The sequence below is a fragment of the Agromyces agglutinans genome (assembly GCF_009647605.1).
Taxonomy (GTDB): Bacteria; Actinomycetota; Actinomycetes; order Actinomycetales; family Microbacteriaceae; genus Agromyces; species Agromyces agglutinans.
Genome location: NZ_WJIF01000015.1, coordinates 1 through 17,976, shown reverse-complemented (window position 1 = coordinate 17,976; position 17,976 = coordinate 1). Strand labels below are relative to the sequence as shown.

Annotated in this window: 16 protein-coding genes; 14 read left to right on the top strand and 2 right to left on the bottom strand. The window is 72.2% G+C overall.

The features are described 5' to 3' along the window. Nucleotides 1-15 precede the first annotated feature (15 nt). The 12 genes from GE115_RS17205 to GE115_RS17150 all read left to right on the top strand — a co-directional run bounded on the left by GE115_RS17205 (nucleotide 16) and on the right by GE115_RS17150 (nucleotide 13,415). Nucleotides 16-666, top strand: coding sequence for an amino acid ABC transporter permease (locus tag GE115_RS17205; protein WP_312855327.1), 651 nt, complete (start codon nucleotides 16-18; stop codon nucleotides 664-666). Beyond that, the gene (locus tag GE115_RS17200; protein WP_153685996.1) at nucleotides 663-1,598 is read left to right on the top strand and encodes an amino acid ABC transporter permease; all 936 of its coding nucleotides are present in this window, start codon (nucleotides 663-665) and stop codon (nucleotides 1,596-1,598) included. The genes GE115_RS17205 and GE115_RS17200 overlap by 4 nt, the downstream gene beginning before the upstream one ends. Nucleotides 1,599-1,631: 33 nt before the next feature. Next, the gene (gene pheS, locus GE115_RS17195) at nucleotides 1,632-2,672 is read left to right on the top strand and encodes a phenylalanine--tRNA ligase subunit alpha (RefSeq protein WP_312855326.1); all 1,041 of its coding nucleotides are present in this window, start codon (nucleotides 1,632-1,634) and stop codon (nucleotides 2,670-2,672) included. A gap of 5 nt (nucleotides 2,673-2,677) precedes the next feature. Further along, the gene (pheT, locus tag GE115_RS17190; protein ID WP_153685995.1) at nucleotides 2,678-5,203 is read left to right on the top strand and encodes a phenylalanine--tRNA ligase subunit beta; all 2,526 of its coding nucleotides are present in this window, start codon (nucleotides 2,678-2,680) and stop codon (nucleotides 5,201-5,203) included. 142 nt (nucleotides 5,204-5,345) lie between these two features. Continuing rightward, nucleotides 5,346-5,753, top strand: a complete 408-nt coding sequence (locus GE115_RS17185) for a DUF1801 domain-containing protein (RefSeq protein WP_153685994.1) — start codon at nucleotides 5,346-5,348, stop codon at nucleotides 5,751-5,753. Nucleotides 5,754-5,977: 224 nt separating this feature from the next. Next, entirely contained in the window at nucleotides 5,978-7,021 is a 1,044-nt protein-coding gene (gene argC / locus GE115_RS17180) for an N-acetyl-gamma-glutamyl-phosphate reductase (protein WP_153685993.1), read from the top strand. Continuing rightward, the gene (argJ, locus tag GE115_RS17175) at nucleotides 7,018-8,175 is read left to right on the top strand and encodes a bifunctional glutamate N-acetyltransferase/amino-acid acetyltransferase ArgJ (RefSeq protein ID WP_312855325.1); all 1,158 of its coding nucleotides are present in this window, start codon (nucleotides 7,018-7,020) and stop codon (nucleotides 8,173-8,175) included. Before argC ends, argJ begins: the two co-directional genes overlap by 4 nt. 4 nt (nucleotides 8,176-8,179) lie before the next feature. Beyond that, complete coding sequence (gene argB, locus GE115_RS17170; RefSeq protein WP_153685992.1) at nucleotides 8,180-9,100, top strand: acetylglutamate kinase; 921 nt, start codon at nucleotides 8,180-8,182, stop codon at nucleotides 9,098-9,100. After that, nucleotides 9,097-10,284 (top strand): acetylornithine transaminase, encoded by a 1,188-nt coding sequence (locus GE115_RS17165; RefSeq protein WP_153685991.1) that lies wholly within the window; start codon nucleotides 9,097-9,099, stop codon nucleotides 10,282-10,284. The genes argB and GE115_RS17165 overlap by 4 nt, the downstream gene beginning before the upstream one ends. An 86-nt stretch (nucleotides 10,285-10,370) precedes the next feature. After that, nucleotides 10,371-11,300, top strand: coding sequence for an ornithine carbamoyltransferase (gene argF, locus GE115_RS17160; protein WP_153685990.1), 930 nt, complete (start codon nucleotides 10,371-10,373; stop codon nucleotides 11,298-11,300). Continuing rightward, nucleotides 11,300-12,760, top strand: a complete 1,461-nt coding sequence (gene argH / locus GE115_RS17155) for an argininosuccinate lyase (protein WP_153685989.1) — start codon at nucleotides 11,300-11,302, stop codon at nucleotides 12,758-12,760. Before argF ends, argH begins: the two co-directional genes overlap by 1 nt. A gap of 7 nt (nucleotides 12,761-12,767) precedes the next feature. Then, complete coding sequence (locus GE115_RS17150; protein ID WP_153685988.1) at nucleotides 12,768-13,415, top strand: DNA-3-methyladenine glycosylase; 648 nt, start codon at nucleotides 12,768-12,770, stop codon at nucleotides 13,413-13,415. 61 nt (nucleotides 13,416-13,476) lie between these two features. Here the strand turns inward: GE115_RS17150 and GE115_RS19020 are convergent, their stop codons facing one another. Continuing rightward, on the bottom strand, nucleotides 13,477-14,064 hold the full coding sequence (locus GE115_RS19020; protein ID WP_376765731.1) for a hypothetical protein: 588 nt from the start codon (nucleotides 14,062-14,064) through the stop codon (nucleotides 13,477-13,479). Nucleotides 14,065-14,106: 42 nt separating this feature from the next. Continuing rightward, nucleotides 14,107-14,733, bottom strand: a complete 627-nt coding sequence (locus GE115_RS17140) for a DNA-binding protein (protein WP_153685987.1) — start codon at nucleotides 14,731-14,733, stop codon at nucleotides 14,107-14,109. Between the two features lie 116 nt (nucleotides 14,734-14,849). On the opposite strand from GE115_RS17140, the gene tyrS reads away from it, so the two are divergent. Both tyrS and GE115_RS17130 read left to right on the top strand, forming a co-directional pair. Next, nucleotides 14,850-16,145 (top strand): tyrosine--tRNA ligase, encoded by a 1,296-nt coding sequence (tyrS, locus tag GE115_RS17135; protein ID WP_312855324.1) that lies wholly within the window; start codon nucleotides 14,850-14,852, stop codon nucleotides 16,143-16,145. Nucleotides 16,146-16,164: 19 nt separating this feature from the next. Then, complete coding sequence (locus GE115_RS17130) at nucleotides 16,165-17,538, top strand: CoA transferase (RefSeq protein WP_153685986.1); 1,374 nt, start codon at nucleotides 16,165-16,167, stop codon at nucleotides 17,536-17,538. The last annotated feature ends 438 nt before the right edge of the window (nucleotides 17,539-17,976 follow it).

Genomic DNA, 17,976 nt, shown 5'->3' with positions numbered 1-17,976 from the left:
CACGAGAGGACCCGCGTGGACGTCGTCATCGCGAATCTCCCGCTCTACCTCGAGGGCTTCAGCACCACGCTGCTGCTCCTCGCCGTCGGCGGCGCGGGCGCCCTCGTGCTCGGCACGTTCATCGCGGCCATGCGCATCTCGCCGATCGCGACCCTGCGGGTCATCGCGACGGTCTATACCGAGATCATCCGGAACACCCCGCTCACGCTCGTCGTGATCTTCTGCGCGGTGATCCTGCCGATCCTGGGTTCCGACCTCGAATACCTGATCGCCGGCATGATCGCGCTCGCGGTCTACACCTCGCCGTTCATCGCCGAGGCACTCCGGTCGGGCATCAACGGCGTGCCGGTCGGCCAGGCCGAAGCGGCACGCAGCCTCGGCCTCGGCTTCAGCCAGACCGTCTCGCTGATCGTGCTGCCCCAGGCATTCCGCATGACGATCCCGCCGCTGATCAACGTCTTCATCGCCCTCACGAAGAACACCTCGGTCGTCGGCGGCGTCGGGTTCGTCAGCGAACTGTTCGGCGTCGGCCGCACGCTCGCGAACGCGAACGGCGACGCCGTGATCGCGGTGCTCGTGGGCGTGGCCTTCTTCTACCTCGTCGTGACGGTGCCGCTCGGCCTCCTCGCGACCCAGCTCGAGCGGAAGTGGGTGGTGCAGCGATGAGCGGCGCCAGCGTGTTGTTCGACGCACCGGGCCCCAGGGCCCGGCGCCTGTCCCGCATCTTCTCGGTCGTCACGGCGATCGCCGTGGTGGCGGGCCTCGGCTGGCTGATCGCGACCCTGAACGCGCCGCGCGAGTCGGGCGGCATCACGCTGCCCGGCATGTTCGACCCGGCCCGCTGGGACATCGTGACGGACCCCGAGATGTGGAGCTTCGTCATCGGGGTCGGCGTGTGGGGCACGCTGCGCGCCGCACTCGTGGCCGCCGTGCTCGCGATCGCGCTCGGCGTCGTGCTCTCGCTCCTGCGCAGTTCGACGATCGCGTGGATCCGAATCCCGACCGCCGTGCTCATCGAGTTCTTCCGCGGCATGCCCGTGCTGCTGATGATGCTGTTCATCCTGCTCGTCGCGGGCACCGGGCAGTACTGGGCCGTGGTCTCCGCGCTCGCGATCTACAACGGCGCGCTCATCGGCGAGGCCCTGCGCGCCGGGCTCGTCGCCCTGCCTCGCGGCCAGCGCGAGGCCGCCCTCAGCCTCGGCATGCGCCCGCTGCAGTCGAAGATGCTCGTCGAGTTCCCCCAGGCGTTCCGCCAGATGCTGCCGATCATCGTCGCGCAGCTCGTGGTGCTGTTGAAGGACACGTCGCTCGCCTATATCGTCGGCTACCCCGAGCTGCTGCGCGTCACCCTGAACAACCTCGGCAGCTTCTACGGCAACCGCTACGCCTTCACGCTGTGGTGCATCGCCTTCGTCCTCTACCTCGTCATGAACCTCACGCTGTCGGCGTTCGCACGCTGGCTCGCCAGGCGCACCGACCGCCGGTACCACATCGGCAAGGGCGGCGGCACCACGCTTCCCGACGACCCCAACCAGGCGATGCTGCTCGCCGACGCGAACGCCGCGGCGCGCCAGTCGGAGTCCCAGGGCCCGCGCTGATCCGTCGACGCCGGGCCGGTAGACTCGGTGCTCGTGCCAGAAGACACCCAGATCACCGAGTCCGCGGTCGACGCGGCTGTCGAGGCGGCACTCGCGGCCATCGCCGCCGCCGCCGACTCGAACGCCCTCAAGCAGGTGCGCGCCGAGCACACCGGCGAGAAGTCGACGCTCGCGCAGCTGAACGCCCTGCTCCGCAACGTCCCGAACGACCAGAAGGCCGCGCTCGGCAAGCTCGTCGGCGGCGCCCGCGGTCGCGTGAACCAGGCCTTCGCCGCGCGCGAGGCCGAGATCGTCGAGGCCGAGGCCGCCGCGCGGCTCGAGCGCGAGGCGGTGGATGTCACGGCCCTGCCGTCGCGGTTCACCGCGGGTGCGAGGCATCCGCTCACCCTGCTGCAAGACCGCGTGAGCGAGGTCTTCACCGGCATGGGCTGGGAGATCGCCGAGGGCCCCGAGGTCGAGAGCGAGTGGTTCAACTTCGACGCCCTCAACTTCGACGCCGACCACCCCGCGCGAGCGATGCAGGACACGTTCTTCGTCGACCCGCCCGAGGCGCACCTCGTGCTGCGCACCCACACGAGCCCGGTGCAGGTGCGCTCGATGCTCGATCGAGAGGTGCCGATCTACGTGCTCGCGCCCGGCCGGGTGTACCGCACCGACGAGTTCGACGCGACGCACCTGCCGGTCTTCATGCAGTTCGAGGGCCTCGCGGTCGATCGCGGGCTCACCATGGCCCACCTCAAGGGCACCCTCGACCATTTCGTCAAGGCGATCTTCGGCGACGAGGCGAAGGTGCGACTGCGCCCCAGCTACTTCCCCTTCACCGAGCCGAGCGCCGAGCTCGACTTCTGGCATCCGACGTTCAAGGGCGGCGCGCGCTGGATCGAGTGGGGCGGCTGCGGCATGGTGCACCCGAACGTGCTCCGCTCCGCGGGCATCGACCCCGATGTGTACACGGGCTTCGCGTTCGGCATGGGCATCGAGCGGGGACTGATGCTCCGCAACGACGTCCAGGACATGCGCGACATGGCCGAGGGCGATATCCGCTTCTCCCAGCAGTTCGGAATGGTGGTCTAGAAGACATGCGAGTACCCCTCAGCTGGCTCGCCGAGTACGTCGAGCTCGTCCCGGGCACGACGCCCGAAGACGTGCAGGCCGCCCTGGTCCGGGTGGGCCTCGAGGAGGAGGACGTGCACACGTTCGACCTCCAGGGGCCGATCGTCGTGGGCGAGGTCCTCGACTTCGTCGAGGAGCCGCAGTCCAACGGCAAGACCATCCGCTGGTGCCAGGTGCGCGTCGCGCCCGACGGCGAGACGGCCGCCGACGGCGGAGACGCCGTCCACGGCATCGTCTGCGGTGCCCGCAACTTCTTCGTCGGCGACCAGGTGGTGGTGACCCTGCCGGGCGCGGTGCTGCCCGGCCCGTTCCCGATCGCGGCGCGCAAGACCTACGGACATGTCTCAGACGGCATGATCGCGTCGGCGCGCGAGCTCGGCCTCGGCGACGACCACGACGGCATCCTGCGGCTCTCGACGCTCGGCATCGAGGCTCCGGTCGGCACCGACGCGATCGCCCTGCTCGGCCTGAACGACGCGGCCGTCGAGATCAACGTGACGCCCGACCGCGGGTACGCGTTCTCGATCCGCGGCGTCGCCCGCGAGTACGCGCACGCCACGGGCGCTGCGTTCCGCGACCCGGTGGCGCAGTCGGCACCGGTCGAGCCTGCGACCGGCGGGTTCCCCGTGGTGATCGACGATCGTGCGCCGATCCGGGGCAACGTCGGCTCCTCGGTGTTCGCGACCCGCATCGTGCGGGGCGTCGACCCGACCGCCCCGACGCCCGCGTGGATGATCGCGCGGCTCAAGCTCGCCGGCATCCGCTCGCTCGGGGTGCTGGTCGACATCACCAACTACGTGATGCTCGAGTTCGGCCAGCCGATCCACGGCTACGACCTCGACCAGTTGCGCGGCGGCATCGTCGTGCGCCGTGCGCACGTGGGCGAGCGATTCACCACGCTCGACGGCAAGGAGCGCACGCTCCACGTCGAGGACCTCGTGGTGACCGACGACCGCGGCCCCATCGGCCTCGGCGGGGTCATGGGCGGCGCCGAGACCGAGATGGGCGATGCCACGCGCAACGTGCTCGTCGAGGCGGCGAACTGGGACCCGGTGTCGATCGCGCGCACCGCGCGCCGGCACAAGTTGCCGAGCGAGGCCGCGAAGCGGTACGAGCGCGGCGTCGACCCGGCGATCGCGGCCGCGGCCGTTTCGCGGGTCGCGCAACTGATGTCCGACCTCGCCGGCGGAACCGCCGACGACGGCGGTTCGCTCATCGCCGAGGCGCCCGGGCGAGAGGCGATCCTGCTGCCGCACGGCTACGCCTCGACGCTCATCGGGGTCGAGTACACCGAGCAGCAGGTGCACGACGCGCTCGCCGAGATCGGCGGCGCGGTCACCCGCACCGATGCCGGGTTCGAGGTCGTGCCGCCGTCGTGGCGCCCCGACCTCACCGGCAAGGCCGAGCTCGTCGAGGAGGTCGCGCGCCTGATCGGCTACGACCTCATCCCGTCGGTGCTGCCGGTGGCGCCTCCCGGCCGCGGGCTCACGCGCTCGCAGCGGCTGCGCAAGCAGGTCGCCGACGTGCTCGCGGGCGCGGGCTCCACCGAGGTGCTCGCCTTCCCGTTCGTCGATGCCGAGGAGAACCGCCGGTTCGGCAGTGCCGAGGGCGGCGAGATCGCGCAGGTCAAGGTCGCCAACGCGCTCGACGCATCGAGGCCGTACCTGCGCCGGTCGCTGCTGCCGGGGCTCATCGAGGTCGCGCGTCGCAATCTCTCGCGCGGATTCACCGATCTCGACCTGTTCGAGACCGGGCTCGTGTTCCTCCCCGCGGAGGGCCGTGCCTACGGTTCTGCCGAGCTCCCCGCGGGCGGCGCCCTGCCCGGCGACGACGACCTCGCCGCGCTGCAGGCCGGCATCCCGCCGCAGCCGCGCCACCTGGCGGTGCTGCTCGCGGGCGATGTCGTGCGCAAGGCACCCGGCCAGGCGCCGGTCGCCGCCGGGCTGGCCGACGCGCTCGATCGCGTCCGGGCAGCCGCGCGCGCCGCGGGCGTCGAGCTCGAGGTCGTGCAGGCGCGCCGCGCCGCCCTGCACCCCGGCCGCACCGCCGAGCTCCGCGTGGGCGGGCAGCCCGTGGGCTACGCGGGCGAGCTGCACCCGTCGGTCGCCGAGTCCAACGACCTGCCCCGCGTCGTGGCGGTCGCCGAACTCGACCTCGACGCCGTGATCGCCGCGGGCGACCGCCCCGTCGAGGCGACCGGGCTCTCGAGCTTCCCGGCGGCGACGCAGGATCTCTCGCTCGTCGTCGCTCGAGATGTACCGGCGTCGATCGTGGCGACCGCGGTCCGCGAGGGCGCGGGCGCCCTGCTCGAGCACCTCGAGCTCGTCGACGACTACCGCGGCCGGGGGGTCGACGAGGCGGCCAAGAGCCTGACCTTCGCACTCCGGTTCCGCGCGCCCGATCGGACGCTCACCGCCGCCGAGGCGAGCGAGGCGAAGCTCGCCGGCGCCGCCCTCGCGGGGGAGCGCACCGGCGCGGTCATCCGCGACTAGCGCACGTCGCGCACGTCGCGCACGCCGCGCACGCCGCGCACGTCGCGCACGTCGCTCACCGCACCACCGCACGTACGAGAGCGGCGCCGGGCAATCCCGGCGCCGCTCTCGTCGTCGGGCCGCCGCGGCGCTACCCTGAGTCATGGCCGCCGAGCAGAAGACGTTGCCCACGGGCGCTTCCGTCGCCGAGTTCCTCGATGCGGCCGAACCGGCCGGCCGTCGCGAAGACGGTTACGTGCTGCGCGACCTGTTCGACCGCGTGACCGGCACCGACGCCGTCATGTGGGGCCCGTCGATCGTCGGGTACGGCGTGCAGCACTACAACTACGCCACGGGTCGCGAGGGTGATTGGATGATCGTCGGCTTCTCGCCGCGCAAAGCCTCGATGTCGCTGTACGGTCTGCAGACCGAGGGTGCCGAGCCCCTGATCGAGCAGCTCGGCAAGGTCAAGGTGGGCGCCGGATGCCTCTGGGTCGGGCGGCTCTCGTCGATCGACCTGCACGTGCTCGAGTCCCTCGTCGATCTCGCCTGGGTGCACGCGCGAGGGTGAGGCATCCGTCACCGGTTTGCGTCGGCGACCGGGGCGTCGCTAGGGTCGAGGGCATGTCCGCGCTTCGGCTCCCCACCTCCGCACGCTCCTCGCGTGTCGTCGTGGTGCGCAGCCGACGCCGGGGCGGCCGCCGACTCTAGGCGACCCCGCGTACGGCGATGGAGCCGTCTGCAGGTGTCGCCGGAGCCGATTCCTCGACCGCTTCGACCTTTAGGGTGGAACCCATGACCTACTCCGTCGCCGTCTCCGGCGCGTCCGGTTATGCCGGGGGAGAGATCCTCAGGCTGCTCGCCGATCATCCCGATTTCGAGGTGCGCACCGTCACCGCGCACTCGAACGCGGGCCAGCCGCTCGTCGCCGTGCAACCGCACCTGCGCGCCTACACGCACCTGACCCTGCAGGAGACGACGCCCGAGGTGCTCTCGGGCCACGACGTCGTCTTCCTCGCGCTGCCGCACGGTGCCTCCGGCGCCGTCGCAGCAGCCCTGCCCGACGACACGCTCGTCATCGACTGCGGCGCCGATCACCGGCTCGAGTCGTCGACGGACTGGGCGCGCTTCTACGGGGCCGACCACCACGGCGCGTGGACCTACGGCGTGCCCGAGCTGCCGCGGCTGTCGGGCACGCAGCGCGACCGGCTCGCGAAGACCCGGCGCATCGCGGCCCCCGGCTGCAATGCCTCGACCGTCGCCCTCTCGCTCGCGCCGGGAATCCGCGCCGGCGTGATCGAGGAGCACGACCTCGTGTCGGTGCTCGCCGTCGGCCCCTCGGGCGCCGGCAAGAGCCTGAAGGCGCACCTGCTCGGCGCGGAGATCCTGGGGTCGGCGAACCCGTACGCGGTCGGCGGCGTGCATCGGCACATCCCCGAGATCCAGCAGGCGCTGCGCTGGGCGGGCGCCGACCGGCCGACCATCTCGTTCACCCCGGTGATCGTGCCGATGTCGCGGGGCATCCTCGCGACCTCGACGGCCCGGCTGGTTCCGGGAACGGATGCCGCCGCGGTGCGCCGGGCGTGGGAGGACGCCTACGCCGGCGAGCCGTTCGTGCAGCTCCTGCCCGAGGGCCAGTTCCCGAAGACGGCCGACGTCGTCGGCGCCAACACCGCGCTGCTCGGCCTCGCGGTCGACGAGCAGGCCGGCCGCGTCGTCGTGATCGCGGCCGTCGACAACCTCGTGAAGGGCACGGCCGGCGCGGCCGTGCAGTCGGCCAACATCGCGCTCGGGCTCACCGAGACGACCGGTCTTCCCGTGAACGGAGTCGCACCGTGAGCGTCATCGCACCCGCCGGCTTCGAGGCCGCCGGCGTCGCAGCCGGCATCAAGCGCACCGGGGCGCTGGATCTCTCGCTCGTGGTCAACCGCGGGCCATCGCACGCCGCGGCCGCCGTGTTCACCTCGAACCGCGCCCAGGCGAACCCGATCATCTGGTCGCGGCAGGTCATCCTCGACGGCGTCGTGTCGGCGATCGTGCTCAACTCGGGCGGGGCGAACTGCTTCACCGGCCCCGAGGGATTCCAGGTCACGCACCGCACGGCCGAGGCCGCGGCATCCGCTCTCGGCGTCTCGGCGGGCGACGTGCTCGTCTGCTCGACGGGTCTCATCGGCGACCAGCTCGACGGCGAGGTGCTCGAAGAGGGGGTCCTGTCGGCCGCGAACCGGCTCGGCGCCGACGCGGCGGCCGGAGCCGACGCGGCGCGCGCGATCATGACCACCGACACGACGCCCAAGACCGTGGTGGTCGAGGGTGACGGGTGGCGCATCGGCGGCATGGCCAAGGGCGCGGGCATGCTCGCTCCGGGCCTCGCCACGATGCTCGTCGTGCTGACGACCGACGCCGTGCTCGAGGCATCCGACCTCGACGCCGCGCTGCGGCAGGCGACCCGCGTGACATTCGACCGGCTCGACTCCGACGGCTGCATGTCGACCAACGACCAGGTCACGCTGCTCGCCAGCGGTGCCTCGGGCGTGGTCCCCGAGCTCGCGGCGTTCACGCAGGCGCTCACGCGCGCCTGCGAGGACCTCGCGACGCAGCTGCAGGCCGATGCCGAGGGCGCGAGCCACGACATCTCGATCGAGGTGCTCGGTGCCGCGACCGAAGACGACGCCGTGGAGGTCGGCCGGTCGGTGGCCCGCAACAACCTCTTCAAGGCGGCCATCTTCGGCAACGACCCGAACTGGGGGCGCGTGCTCGCGGCGATCGGCACGACGCAGGCGCCGTTCGACCCGTACCTCGTCGACGTCAGCATGAACGGCGTGCGGGTCTGCCACGCGGGCCGGCCCGACCGGCCGCGCGACGAGGTCGACCTGAGCCCGCGCGCCACGCACGTGCGCATCGAGCTGCACGCGGGCGAGGCGTCCGCGACGATCCGCACCAACGACCTCACGCACGACTACGTGCACGAGAACAGTGCCTACGCGAGCTGACGAGATGAGCGAGAACCTGAACGAGACGGATGACTCCGGCGCGGCCGAGAAGGCCCGCACGCTCATCGAGTCGCTGCCGTGGCTCAAGCGCTTCCACGGCGAGACCATCGTCGTGAAGTTCGGCGGCAACGCGATGGTGAGCCCCGAGCTGCAGCGCGCGTTCGCCGAGGACATGGTCTACCTGCGGTACGCGGGCATCAAGCCCGTGATCGTGCACGGCGGCGGCCCGCAGATCTCGGCCATGCTCGAGCGCCTCGGCATCGACAGCGAGTTCCGCGGCGGCTACCGCGTGACCACGCCCGAGGCGATGGACGTCGTGCGCATGGTGCTCACGGGCCAGGTGAACCGCGAACTCGTGAGCCTCATCAACCGGCACGGTCCGCTCGCGAGCGGCGTCTCGGGGGAGGACGCGGGCCTGTTCACCGGACGCCGGCGCGGGGCGCTCGTCGACGGCGTGGAGGTCGACCTGGGGCTCGTCGGCGATGTCGTCGACGTCGACCCGGCGGCTGTGCAGGCCCTGCTCGAGGCCGGGCGCATCCCGGTCGTGTCCTCGATCGCGCCCGATGCCGACCACCCCGGCCAGTCGCTGAACGTGAACGCCGACTCGGCCGCCGCCGCGCTCGCCGTCGCGCTCGGCGCGGCGAAGCTCGTGATCCTCACCGACGTCGCCGGCCTCTACCGCGACTGGCCGAACCGCGACTCGCTCGTCTCGGTCATCGAGGTTCCCGAACTCCTCGACCTGCTGCCGAGCCTCGAGTCGGGCATGATCCCCAAGATGACCGCGTGCCTCGATGCCGTGCAGGGCGGCGTCGAGAAGGCCGCGATCATCGACGGCCGCGAGCCGCACTCGATCCTGCTCGAGGTGTTCACGACGCAGGGCTCGGGCACCGAGGTCGTGCCCGCCGGAGCAGGGGAGCCGGCATGACCGCGTGGCAGGACCGCTTCGACGCGCGCATGATGCGCTCGCTCGGGAAGCCGCTCGCCAAGCTCGCGCGCGGCGAGGGCGCCCGGGTGTGGGACGACGAGGGCCGCGAGTACCTCGACTTCCTCGCGGGCATCGCGGTGAACTCGCTCGGGCACGCCCACCCCGTGTTCGTCGAGGCGGTCTCGCGCCAGGCGGCGACCCTCGCGCACGTCTCGAACTACTTCGCGACCGAGCCCGCGCTCGCGCTCGCCGAACGCGTCGTGCGCCTGAGCGGGGCGGGCGACCGGGGCCGGGCCTGGTTCGGCAACTCGGGCGCCGAGGCCAACGAGGCCGCGTTCAAGCTCGCGCGCCTCAACAACTCGGGCGGCGCGCGCACGCGCGTGCTCGCGCTCGTCGACGCCTTCCACGGGCGCACCATGGGCTCGCTCGCCCTCACGGGCAAGCCGCACATGCGGCAGGCGTTCGAACCGCTGCCCGGCGGGGTCGAGCACATCCCGGCGACGTTCGAGGCGCTCGAGGCGAACCTCGACGACGCCGTGGCCGCGCTCATCGTCGAGCCGATCCAGGGCGAGGCCGGCGTGGTCGAGCTGCCCGACGGCTTCCTCGAGCGAGCCCGCGAGCTCACCCGTCGCCACGGCGCGCTGCTCATCGTCGACGAGATCCAGACCGGTGCCGGGCGCACCGGCGCCTGGTTCGGCTTCCAGCACGCGGGCATCACACCCGACGCGATCACGATCGCGAAGGGCATCGGCGGCGGCATGCCGATCGGGGGCCTCGTCACCTTCGGCCACGCCTCCGACCTGTTCCAGAAGGGCATGCACGGCTCGACGTTCGGGGGAAACCCGCTCGCGACCGCGGTGGCCGGTGCGGTGCTCGGCGAGATCGAGCGGGCCGGACTCGTCGAGAACGCCGCGCGTCGCGGCGTGCAGCTGCGCGAGCGGATCCTCGGCCTCGGCTCGCCGCTCGTGAGCGGCGTCCGCGGTCGCGGCCTGCTCGCGGGCGTCGCGCTCGCCGAGCCGATCGCGACGCGCGTGCAGGCCGCGGCGCTCGAGTCCGGCCTGATCGTGAACGCCGCGAACGACTCGACCATCCGGCTCGCTCCACCGCTCATCATCGGCGACGCCGAGCTCGACGAGTTCGAGGCGCGCTTCGCGCGAACCCTCGACCTCGCCGGCCGGGGCTGACCCGCCGCACCGCCCTGGGCGACCGACCGCCCCGAGCGCCGCCCGACCTCCACTCGAGAACCCGACCGAACCAGGAACGGAACCGCATGACCCGCCACTTCCTCCGCGACGACGACCTCTCGCCCGCCGAGCAGGCCGAGGTGCTCGACCTCGCCCTGCGCCTGAAGGCCGATCGCTTCGCCGAGCGCCCGCTCGAGGGCCCGCAGACCGTCGCGGTGTTCTTCGACAAGACCTCGACCCGCACGCGCGTCTCGTTCTCGGTCGGCATCGCCGACCTCGGCGGGGTTCCGCTCATCACGGCCTCCGGCGACAGCCAGCTGGGCGCGAAGGAGTCGATCGCCGACACCGCGCGCGTGCTCGAACGCATGGTCGCCGCCATCGTGTGGCGCACGTTCGCCCAATCGGGCCTCGAGGAGATGGCCGCCGGCACCACGGTGCCGGTCGTCAACGCGCTCTCCGACGACTTCCACCCCTGCCAGCTGCTGGCCGACCTGCTCACCGCGAAGGAGCGCTTCGGCGACCTCGGCGGGCGAACCCTCGCCTACGTCGGCGACGGCGCCAACAACATGGCCCATTCGTACCTGCTCGCCGGCGCGACCGCGGGAATGCACGTGCGCATCGGCGCGCCAGCCGACTACGCGCCGCGCGCCGACATCGTGGAGGACGCCCGCCGCATCGCCGAGCAGACCGGAGGCTCGGTGCTGGTCACCACCTCGGCCGCCGAGGCCGCTCGCGGAGCCCACGTCGTGGCCACCGACACGTGGGTGTCGATGGGCCAGGAGGACGAGAAGGCGCAGCGGCTGGCGGTCTTCGGCGACTACGGCGTCGACGACGAGCTGATGGCCGAGGCATCCGACGACGCGATCTTCCTGCACTGCCTCCCGGCGTACCGTGGATACGAGGTCGAGGCGTCGGTCATCGACGGACCGGCCTCGGTCGTGTGGGACGAAGCGGAGAACCGGCTGCACGCGCAGAAGGCGCTGCTCGCGTGGCTGCTCGCGAGGAAGGACGGCTGATGGCCGAGCACAACGACGGCGCCGACCGGGGCACCGAAGCGCACGGCACCAACGAAGGCGCCCTCTGGGGAGCCCGGTTCGCGAGCGGACCGTCGCCCGAACTCGCACGCCTGTCGAAGTCCACGCACTTCGACTGGCAGCTCGCGCCCTACGACCTCGCCGGATCGCGCGCGCACGCCCGCGCGCTCGCCGCGGCCGGCTACCTGGCCGACGACGAGCTCGCGACGATGCTCGGCGGCCTCGACACGCTCGAGGCGCGGTTCGTCGCCGGCGAGCTCGTCGCGGCCGACTCCGACGAGGACGTGCACGGGGCGCTCGAGGCCGCGCTCATCGCCGAGGTCGGGCCCGAGGTCGGCGGCAAGCTCCGCGCCGGGCGCAGCCGCAACGACCAGATCGCCACGCTCGTGCGCCTCTACCTGAAGGACCACGCGGCCGTCATCGGCCGCGACCTGGTGCACCTCATCGACGCGCTCGCGGCGCAGGCCGACGCCCACCGCACCGCGATCATGCCGGGTCGCACGCACCTCCAGCACGCGCAGCCGGTGCTGCTCGCGCACCACCTGCTCGCGTACGGGTGGGCGCTCTCGCGCGACCTCGAGCGACTCGTCGACTGGCTCAAGCGAGCGGATGTCTCGCCGTACGGCGGCGGCGCCCTCGCCGGGTCGACGCTCGGCCTCGACGTGGCATCCGTGGCCCGCGACCTCGGGCTCGCCGCGCCGGCCGACAACTCGCTCGACGGCACCGCGAGTCGCGACGTCGTCGCCGAGTTCGCGTTCATCACCGCGATGATCGGCATCGACGTCTCGCGCCTCGCCGAAGACGTGATCCTCTGGAACACGCGCGAGTTCGGGTTCGTGACCCTCGACGACGGCTACTCGACGGGTTCGTCGATCATGCCGCAGAAGAAGAACCCCGACATCGCCGAACTCGCGCGCGGCAAGTCGGGCCGGCTCATCGGCAACCTCTCGGGCCTGCTCGCGACGCTGAAGGGCCTGCCCCTGGCCTACAACCGCGACCTCCAGGAGGACAAGGAGCCCGTCTTCGACTCGGTCGAGACGCTCGAGGTGCTGCTGCCCGCGTTCACGGGCATGATCGCGACGCTGCGGTTCCACACCGACCGCATGGCCGAACTCGCGCCCGCGGGCTACTCGCTCGCGACCGACGTCGCCGACTGGCTCGTGAAGCGGCACGTCCCGTTCCGCGACGCGCACGAGATCACCGGTTCGCTCGTGCGGTACGCCGAGGAGCGTGGGCTCGACCTCGACGCGGTCGACGACGCCGCGCTCGCCGGGATCTCGCCGCTGCTCACGCCCGACGTGCGCGAGGTGCTCACGATCGAGGGCTCGGTCGGCAGCCGCACCGGGCACGGCGGCACCGCGCCCGAGCGCGTCGCGGAGCAGTTCGCGGCGCTCGCCGATCGGGTGCGGCACCTCGTGGCGGGCCTCCCGGAGGCCCGCTGAGCGACGGATGCCTCACGCCGTGATCCCCGACGACGTGCGGGCCGGCCTCGTGCCGGCCACGCGCGAAGCGCTCTCGGTCGACTCGATCGAGCTCGGCCCCCGGCTGCTCGGCGCCGTGCTCGCCCACGAGACCGACGAGGGCGTCGTGGCGGTGCGCCTGAGCGAGGTCGAGGCGTACCGCGGGGTCGGCGAGGACCCCGGGTCGCATGCCTTTCGGGGTAAGACGCCGCGCAACGCCGTCATGTTCGGCGAGGCCGGATATCTCTACGCCTACTTCAGCTACGGCATGCACGTGTGCCTGAACGTGGTGGCCGGCCGGCCGGGCGCCTCGTCGGCGGTGCTGCTGCGGGGCGGGGTCGTCGTGGAGGGGCTCGAGCTCGCGCGCCGCCGTCGCCCGGGAGCATCCGATCGCGACCTCGCCCGCGGGCCTGCGCGCCTGAGCCTCGCGCTCGGCGTGCCGTTGTCGGCCTCGGGAGACGACCTGCTCGCGCCGCCGTACACCCTGCTGCTGCCGGCTGCACCGCTGCCGTTCGAGGCGGGTCCGCGGACGGGCGTCAGCGGGCCGGGCGGCGGGGCGGCCTTTCCGTGGCGGTTCCGGATCGCGGGCGATCCCGGGGTGTCCCCGTACCGACGGCATCCGAAGGCCGTGGGCTGACCTCGATCGACGAGGCACGTTGGCGCCGGCGCCGGCCCCGGCGCTTCGGAACGGGTGCGGCTCAGCGCACGGCGAGATGCACGGCGAGGCCGGCGGCGCACGCCCAGATGAGGCTCGCCAGCGTGCCGATGATGAACCGTTCGCGCGCCTCGGGAGCCTCGAGTTCGGTGAAGCGGCCGACACCCTTCACCGCCACGACGATCGCGAGCCCCTCGGGGAATCCCGCGACGATGGTTCCCGCCGCGGCGAGTCGTTCGAGCACGCCGATGGTGAGCCCGCCGCGCAGAACCTCACGACGCGCCGGCGCCAGGCCCGGTTGCGTCGGCGCGCTCGGGTCGGAGACGAGGATGCCGCCGTGCAACCCGGGAACCGCGCTGCCACCCATCGCGAGCCGGAGGGCCGTGGTGGCGGCGGGGCCGCCGCCGAACACCGCGAGGGTGATGCCGACGGCTCCGATGAGTGGGGCGAGCTGCGGTGGCGCCGGCGTCGACGGACCGGAGGCGCCGACCACGGCCAGCGCGAGTCCGCCGGTCGCCAGCCAGAAGTAGAGCGGTCTCGGTCGCACCGCGGCGAGCACGGCGAGCACCGTGCCGCCGATCAGCCCGAACGCGAAGATGGTCCAGTTGAACGCCGATGCGATGAACTCCACGACCGATCCCTTCCGTCGCCCCGGCGGGCGCGCGTGTCGAGCCTAGCGAGCCGCGCGGTCGAGTTCGTCGAGGAGGCGGACGAGCGCGGGGATCGACTGTCGATCGACGTTCCAGAGCGCGGACTTCAGGCGCTGGCTCACCGCCGCGTCGGTCACACCGAGCGCGGCCGCGGCATCCTTCTGCGAACGGCCGTCGGCGACGAGGTCGGCGACCTCCCAGCCCGCGTCGGACCGTCGTGCCCGCAGCACGAGCAGGAGGCGCAGGAGCGCCTCGACGTGTGCGGCCGGGCGTGCGTCGGCGGCGATGCGGTCGCCGAGTTCCTCGGGGACGCGCAGCGCGAACCGCCCGTCGGCGCGCTTCGCGGCCTCGACCGCATCGCGCGCGGCGATGAACGCCGGCCCGGAGGCCTTGCGAACGGCGTCGGGCAGGGGAGTGCGGATGCCGCCGACGCCGAGACCGATGCTCCAGTGCCCGTCGCGGGCCAGGTGCAGCACGAGGTCGAGCGCGGTCGTGGCATCCGAGGTCAGCGCCTGCACCTCGTCGCCGGCGGTCTGGTCGACCGGCAGCAGCAGGGCCTCGCCGAACTCGGCCTGCAGGTCGGCTTGCATCGCCGCCGAGCGGTCGACATCGGCGCGGCTGCCGATCTGGTCGGCGGTGATCACGAACATCCCGGCATCCATTCAGCTCAGAAGCTTGATTCCCTGAGGTGAAGGCTACATCCTTCAGCGAGGGGAGTCCAGTGTGGGACCTTCACCGGCGCGTCCGCGCTGTTACGCTTGCTGGCGTGTCAGACCCCGTGATCCTCGCCACCCAGCAGAACGACCCCTCTTTCGAGGACGTCTGGGAGGAGCTCACCTGGCGCGGCCTCGTGCACGTCTCGACCGATCAGGCCGCGTTGAAAGAGCTGCTCGCGGGCGAGCCCATCACGTATTACTGCGGCTTCGACCCGACCGCCCCGAGCCTGCACCTGGGCAACCTCGTGCAGCTGCTCACGATGCGGCGGCTCCAGCTCGCGGGGCACCGCCCGCTCGGCCTCGTCGGGGGCTCGACGGGCCTCATCGGCGACCCCCGGCCGACCGCCGAGCGCACGCTCAACACCAAGGAGACGGTCGCCGAATGGGTCGGCAGGTTGCAGGAGCAGGTGTCGCGATTCCTCTCCCGCGAGGGCGAGAACCCGGTACGCCTCGTGAACAACCTCGACTGGACCGCCGGGCTCTCGGCCATCGACTTCCTGCGCGACATCGGCAAGTACTACCGCGTCGGCACGATGCTGAAGAAGGACGCGGTGGCGTCACGGCTCAACTCCGACGCCGGCATCAGCTACACCGAGTTCAGCTACCAGATCCTGCAGGGATTCGACTACCTCGAACTGCATCGCCAGTACGGCTGTGTGCTGCAGACCGGCGGCAGCGACCAGTGGGGCAACCTCACGAGCGGCACCGACCTCATCCACCGGGTCGAGGGCCGGCACGTGCACGCCATCGGCACGCCGCTCATCACGAACTCCGACGGTACGAAGTTCGGCAAGAGCGAGGGCAACGCCATCTGGCTCGACGCCGAGATGTGCACGCCCTACCGCTTCTACCAGTTCTGGCTCAACACCGACGACGCCGACGTGATCGCGCGGTTGAAGGTGTTCACGTTCCTCTCCCGCGCCGAGATCGAGGAACTCGAACGACTCGTGGAGGCCGAGCCGTTCCGCCGCGCCGCCCAGCGGAGGCTCGCGGTCGAGGTGACGACGCTCGTGCACGGTGCGGAGGCCACGGACGCGGTCATCGCCGCCTCCGAGGCCCTGTTCGGCAAGGGCGACCTCGGCGCGCTCGACGCCGCGACGCTGCGATCGGCGCTCGAGGAGCTGCCGAACGCGACCGTCGCCGCGGGAACGCCGGTGCTCGACGCGTTGCTCGCGACCGGGCTGGTGTCGAGTCTGGGCGAGGGACGACGAGCGATCGCGCAGGGCGGCGTCACCGTCGACGGCGTCAAGGTCGACGGCTCCGCCGTCATCGACGGCGCGCTGCCCGGCGGCGTCACGGTGCTCCGGCGCGGCAAGAAGACCCTGGCCGGCGTCTTCATCGGGTGAGCGCGACGGGGTGAGCCGGATGCCGGGGGAGTCTGCTGCAGGGCTCGTCCGTCGCGTCTGGGGCGAACTCGGCCGCGACCCCGTGGCGCTCGAGCGTCTCGGTCCGATCCCTGAAGCACCCCTGCCGGCCCGACTGGACGCGGGCGGACTGGTCGCCGGAGCGGTCGCGATCGCGTCGCTCGCCGCGGCGGCATCCGACGCCGACCGACGGCCGATCGCCCTCGACGGCGATCGCATCGCCACCGCCGTGACGAGTGAACGCTGGTTCGCGCTCGAGGGAGCGCCGCCGTCGGTCTGGGCGCCGCTGTCCGGTTTCCGCCGTTCGGCCGACGGGTGGGTGCGCACGCACGCGAACTATCCGCACCACGAACACGCGCTGCGGCGGGCGCTCCACGTCGCGGTGGATGCCTCGCCGGCCGAGGTCGATCGCGCGATCGCGGCTCGCACGTCCGCCGAGCTCGTGGCATCCGTCACCGCCGCCGGCGGACTGTGCGTCGAGGTCCGCGCGGAACGTCCGTCGGAGGACGCGGCGCTCCGCGAGCGGCCACTCGTCGACCTCGGCGGTTCCGGCGGCACGCGCCGCTCCGGCTCCGGCGACGCGGCGCGCCCGCTCGCGGGGCTGCGCGTGCTCGACCTGACGAGGGTGATCGCCGGGCCGGTCGCGACTCGAACGCTCGCGCTGCTCGGCGCCGAGGTGCTCCGGGTCGACGGCCGGGCGCAGCCCGAGATCGGCTGGCAGCACCTCGACACCGGGGCGGGCAAGCGCAGCACGATGCTCGACCTCGCCGACGGTGCGGATCGACGCCGCTTCGGCGAGCTGCTCGACGGCGCCGATGCCGTCGCGCTCGGCTATCGCCCGGCCGGGCTCGAGCGTCTGGGACTCTCACCCGACGAACTCGTGGACCGGCACCCGCGACTGGTCGTCGGGGCGGTGTCGGCGTGGGGATTCGACGGCGCGAATGCCGATCGCCGCGGATTCGACAGTCTCGTCCAGGCCGAGACCGGCATCGCCGTGCTCGAGGGCGACGCGGATGCGCCGGGCGCGCTGCCCGCGCAGGTACTCGACCACGCGACGGGGTACCTCCTCGCCGCTGCCGTCACGTCGATGCTCCACGGAGCAGCCGGCGGGGCGCGGGTCGCCAGGCTGTCGCTGCGGAGGACGGCCGCCGAGCTGCTCGGCATGCCGCGTACGGATGCCCCGCTGCCGCAGCCGGCCCTTGCTGCCGAGGCCGCGGCGTCCCATCTCGTGGAGTTCACGACCCCGCTCGGCGCCGTGCGCGTGGCGAAGCCCGCGCTGGATACCGCCGACGGGACCTCCGAGTGGCCCGCCGGGCCGCGGCCGTGGGGTGCCGACCGCGCGGAGTGGATGCCGGTCGTCGCCGACGGGCGCTGACGGCGACGACCGTCCGCGCGTGCGGGCTCAGCACCGGCCGACATCGGCCGCGATCGTATGCCACCTCTGGAATCACCCGTTGAACTGGGCATACATCGGGCACTCGTGCCGCTTCGCCGTGTGCGACACGCCCGGGATGCGCGCGGGATTTGGCACAGGATCGCGAAGCCGCGTAAGTTCATACCTGTCGCCGCGGCGGTCAGGAAGAAGCGAGAAGCTGATCCGGGCAGTCGGGCGGGAAGTCTTAGCCAAATAACCTCGAAGGCGCATTTGCGACTCGGTGATTTCAAGTCTAAGATTGAACCTCCATCCACCTGTATCTCAACCGAACGATTCGTCGGGCGGTTCGATGCTGGATCGAGTTCGAATCTCGGAACGATGTTCCAGCTTCGGGTTCGTGGTGGTATGGTTGACAGGTTGCCCTGAAGTTCGGGCCTG